Source organism: Myceligenerans salitolerans (genome assembly GCF_017349295.1).
Classification (GTDB): domain Bacteria; phylum Actinomycetota; class Actinomycetes; order Actinomycetales; family Cellulomonadaceae; genus Myceligenerans; species Myceligenerans salitolerans.
In genome coordinates this window covers 1-4,041 of record NZ_JAFMPK010000021.1, presented here as the reverse complement: position 1 = coordinate 4,041, position 4,041 = coordinate 1, and the positions used below count along the sequence as shown (strand labels likewise).

Genomic DNA, 4,041 nt, shown 5'->3' with positions numbered 1-4,041 from the left:
TAGGACCTGTTTCGGAAGTGGCTAGCGGTGGCTGATCCAGTCCAGGACGTGTGTGGTGATGGTGGTGTGGTCGGCCTCGGTGGTGGTGGCCTGTTCGCCGGTGGCGGCGTCGCGGTGTTCGATCTCGTAGCCGCCGAATGCTCCGGGGCGGGTGTGGACCGAGATCGACCAGTCGACATCCTCGTCCTCGGGATAGATCACGAAGAACGTGTTGTCGCCTGTGTTCAGGTCGGCGAGCATGTGCAGGATCTCGACGTGTCCGGGGTCCTCGACGTAGCCGCCGTCCTCGGTGTCGGCGTAGCAGGCCGGCCGGTTGGATAGCCAGGACGGGAGTGAGTCGTTCACACAGGTCAGGATGCCAGTGGTTGGCCTGCCCGGACTACGGCGTCGATCCAGTCGTCGATCGCGGCGACCTTCACGGTTGCCTCGTAGCGGACCTGGAGCTTGTCGAACCTCGTGGCCACTGCCCGGTGGCGTTTGAGGCGGTTGAACATGCACTCCACTGCGTGGCGCTTCTTGTAGTCGGCGTAGTCGACCTTCGGCGGACGCCCGCCGGCCGAGCCCTTCTTCAGCCGGTTGGCCTGGTGGTCCTTCTTCTCCGGGATCGTCGCGCGGATCCCACGACGACGCAGCAGCCGGCGGTTGCCCGCCGAGGCATACGCCTTGTCCCCACGCACCCGGTCCGGACGAGTCCGCGGACGACCGATCCCGCCGGGCCGGGCGACCCTGATCGTGTCCAGCACTGGCCCAAACTGCGGGCTGTCGCCCCGCTGCCCGCCGGTCACGATCATCCCCATGAGCTTCTGCCCCTGCTCACAGGCGGCATGCAGCTTCGTGGTCCACCCGCCCCGCGATCGGCCCAGCCCGTGATCGGCAGGCTCGGCCCCAGGCGACTCCTTCTGCGCTGCAGGGTCCCGCCGGGCACCGGCGGCGTGTTGATGCGCCCGGGCGATCGTGGAGTCGATCGACACCTCCCAGCAGACCTGCCCGCAGGCGTCGGCCAGCGTCCGTAACGCGTCCAGCACCCGGTCCCACACGCCCTCGCGCTGGTAGCGGCGAAACACTCGGTACAGGCTCGACCACGGCCCATACCGTTCGGGCACGTCCCGCCACGGACACCCCGCCCGGACCCGGTGCCGGATCCCGTCGACCTGCCGACGCAGGTTCCGCGCCGGTCGCCCGCACGACGCCACAGGCAGCAGCGGCTCAACCACCGCCCACGCCTCATCGCTCAGATCATGCCGCCCCGCCGCATCCACCACGGACCCGCAGCATGCCGAACCCGCAGGTCACACACCACTTCCGAAACAGGGCCTAGTGGCCTGCCCCACGGGTTACCCGTCGACCAGTACGCGCCAGGCGATCCACCCTGCGTAGGGCTGCGGGCAGGCGGGCGTCTCCGGCCATGTGCCGCACGAGGTCGGCGGCGGCGTCGGATGGTATGCCGGCGGAGGTAACGTACAGCGGGCGTTTCGACGTGGTACCGCGGATCACCTCAACCGCATGGGTGGCCGCGTGGAACCGCGTCTTCGCGACACCGATCACGATCGAAGCAAGATCCTCGGTTCTCACATGTGCACCGAGGCCGCTGCGACCGGCGGGGTCGAGCGTGACGTATCCGTCGATGATCAGGACATCGAGCGTCGCGGTCTGGGATGCGGAAAGCAAGGCACGTAGTGGCGGAAGTTCACGCTCGTAGAAGTGGCCCGGGCGGTATCGCGCGACCTTGGACACCTCGACGGTACGTTCCTCGACGACGTCGGCATAAGTCGCCGTCGGGCATACGACCAGTGCGGCGCGGGCGCCACCTTCAGGAGCATAGTGGACGTCTACGGCGCCGAATCGTGTCATCCCGCGACACGCCACTCTTCGGCGAGGAGCGCGTACTCGATGCCGTCGAGCCAGCCGAGATCGCGATGGAAGGACTCCTTGACGTTGTAGGCCTCGCGTCGCATGCCGACTCGCTCCATCACTCTGGTCGAGCGCTCGTTCTCGGCGAACGCACTTGCCGTGACGCGTCGTAGGCCCAGTTCCTCGAAGGCGATCCGAATCAGCTCGCGGACAGCTTCTGTCGCGAGGCCCCTGCCGGCGAACGCTGGATCAATCGCCCAGCCGAGTTCGGCTTGTGTGCCATGGGCGTGAGCGGCCACTTCGCGCTGCGCCCAGGAATCATGAATCATCAGCATGAGATCGCCCGCAATGGCATTCTCGTGCTCGAAGACCAGGGTGCGTGCCATGCGGGCAGGGTCACCTTGGTAGGTGTCCCAGTCTTCTCGGTCGGTGGGATGCCACGACGTCCACTTCGAGACCTCGGGGATGCCTCGGTAGTTCCACATTGGGCCGAGGTCGCTTGTCGCGCATCGGCGGATGGTGACCCGCTCGGTGCGAAAGGGCCACTGGAGTTCGTCGAGGCGGGACTGAGGGCTTTTGGGAGTCGACATGCTGGAGGTCACGAGTCCAAGAGTGGCATGGCCCCGCGCGGAGCCTGAGCTGTTTCGCGCCGGGGTTCTGCCAGCCGAGCGGACTCCATGCTCCACAAGGGCTTTGTGAGCTTGTTCGCCGATGGGTAGGGGGGGCGGGCGGATGGCCTCATTGCGAGAGCGAGGCCATCCGCCCTGTCAGCGCAGTTGTACGTGACGTTGGGGCGTCGGAAAGTCTCACCGCTCTGGTGCCGGTCGAGCCGGTGGGCGTTGTGGTCCACCGGTCCTCGATCCTGGCCGACCTAGGACCTGTTTCGGAAGTGGCTAGCGGTGGCTGATCCAGTCCAGGACGTGTGTGGTGATGGTGGTGTGGTCGGCCTCGGTGGTGGTGGCCTGTTCGCCGGTGGCGGCGTCGCGGTGTTCGATCTCGTAGCCGCCGAATGCTCCGGGGCGGGTGTGGACCGAGATCGACCAGTCGACATCCTCGTCCTCGGGATAGATCACGAAGAACGTGTTGTCGCCTGTGTTCAGGTCGGCGAGCATGTGCAGGATCTCGACGTGTCCGGGGTCCTCGACGTAGCCGCCGTCCTCGGTGTCGGCGTAGCAGGCCGGCCGGTTGGATAGCCAGGACGGGAGTGAGTCGTTCACACAGGTCAGGATGCCAGTGGTTGGCCTGCCCGGACTACGGCGTCGATCCAGTCGTCGATCGCGGCGACCTTCACGGTTGCCTCGTAGCGGACCTGGAGCTTGTCGAACCTCGTGGCCACTGCCCGGTGGCGTTTGAGGCGGTTGAACATGCACTCCACTGCGTGGCGCTTCTTGTAGTCGGCGTAGTCGACCTTCGGCGGACGCCCGCCGGCCGAGCCCTTCTTCAGCCGGTTGGCCTGGTGGTCCTTCTTCTCCGGGATCGTCGCGCGGATCCCACGACGACGCAGCAGCCGGCGGTTGCCCGCCGAGGCATACGCCTTGTCCCCACGCACCCGGTCCGGACGAGTCCGCGGACGACCGATCCCGCCGGGCCGGGCGACCCTGATCGTGTCCAGCACTGGCCCAAACTGCGGGCTGTCGCCCCGCTGCCCGCCGGTCACGATCATCCCCATGAGCTTCTGCCCCTGCTCACAGGCGGCATGCAGCTTCGTGGTCCACCCGCCCCGCGATCGGCCCAGCCCGTGATCGGCAGGCTCGGCCCCAGGCGACTCCTTCTGCGCTGCAGGGTCCCGCCGGGCACCGGCGGCGTGTTGATGCGCCCGGGCGATCGTGGAGTCGATCGACACCTCCCAGCAGACCTGCCCGCAGGCGTCGGCCAGCGTCCGTAACGCGTCCAGCACCCGGTCCCACACGCCCTCGCGCTGGTAGCGGCGAAACACTCGGTACAGGCTCGACCACGGCCCATACCGTTCGGGCACGTCCCGCCACGGACACCCCGCCCGGACCCGGTGCCGGATCCCGTCGACCTGCCGACGCAGGTTCCGCGCCGGTCGCCCGCACGACGCCACAGGCAGCAGCGGCTCAACCACCGCCCACGCCTCATCGCTCAGATCATGCCGCCCCGCCGCATCCACCACGGACCCGCAGCATGCCGAACCCGCAGGTCACACACCACTTCCGAAACAGGGCCTAG

The 4,041-nt window shown here is 67.6% G+C and carries 6 protein-coding genes; all 6 read right to left on the bottom strand.

The window, feature by feature from the left end; genetic code table 11:
* Positions 1-21: 21 nt before the first annotated feature.
* The 6 genes from J0911_RS03665 to J0911_RS03640 all read right to left on the bottom strand — a co-directional run bounded on the left by J0911_RS03665 (position 22) and on the right by J0911_RS03640 (position 3,982).
* Positions 22-345 carry a hypothetical protein gene (locus tag J0911_RS03665; RefSeq protein WP_207274113.1) on the bottom strand — a complete coding sequence of 108 codons (324 nt, stop codon included), beginning with the start codon at positions 343-345 and terminating at the stop codon, positions 22-24.
* 5 nt (positions 346-350) lie between these two features.
* Positions 351-1,259 (bottom strand): IS5 family transposase, encoded by a 909-nt coding sequence (locus J0911_RS03660; RefSeq protein WP_307864893.1) that lies wholly within the window; start codon positions 1,257-1,259, stop codon positions 351-353.
* Between the two features lie 55 nt (positions 1,260-1,314).
* Positions 1,315-1,851: an endonuclease V gene (locus tag J0911_RS03655; RefSeq protein ID WP_207274114.1), complete on the bottom strand. Its 537-nt coding sequence runs from the start codon at positions 1,849-1,851 to the stop codon at positions 1,315-1,317.
* The gene (locus J0911_RS03650) at positions 1,848-2,453 is read right to left on the bottom strand and encodes a GNAT family N-acetyltransferase (RefSeq protein WP_307864892.1); all 606 of its coding nucleotides are present in this window, start codon (positions 2,451-2,453) and stop codon (positions 1,848-1,850) included. Before J0911_RS03650 ends, J0911_RS03655 begins: the two co-directional genes overlap by 4 nt.
* 291 nt (positions 2,454-2,744) lie before the next feature.
* Complete coding sequence (locus tag J0911_RS03645; RefSeq protein WP_207274113.1) at positions 2,745-3,068, bottom strand: hypothetical protein; 324 nt, start codon at positions 3,066-3,068, stop codon at positions 2,745-2,747.
* A 5-nt stretch (positions 3,069-3,073) separates the two neighbouring features.
* Complete coding sequence (locus J0911_RS03640; RefSeq protein WP_307864893.1) at positions 3,074-3,982, bottom strand: IS5 family transposase; 909 nt, start codon at positions 3,980-3,982, stop codon at positions 3,074-3,076.
* Positions 3,983-4,041 lie beyond the last annotated feature (59 nt).

Coding starts and splice junctions, on each gene's coding strand:
- J0911_RS03655 (WP_207274114.1), bottom strand. CDS start 1,851: ATGACACGATTCGGCGCCGTAGACGTCCACTATGCTCCTGAAGGTGGC.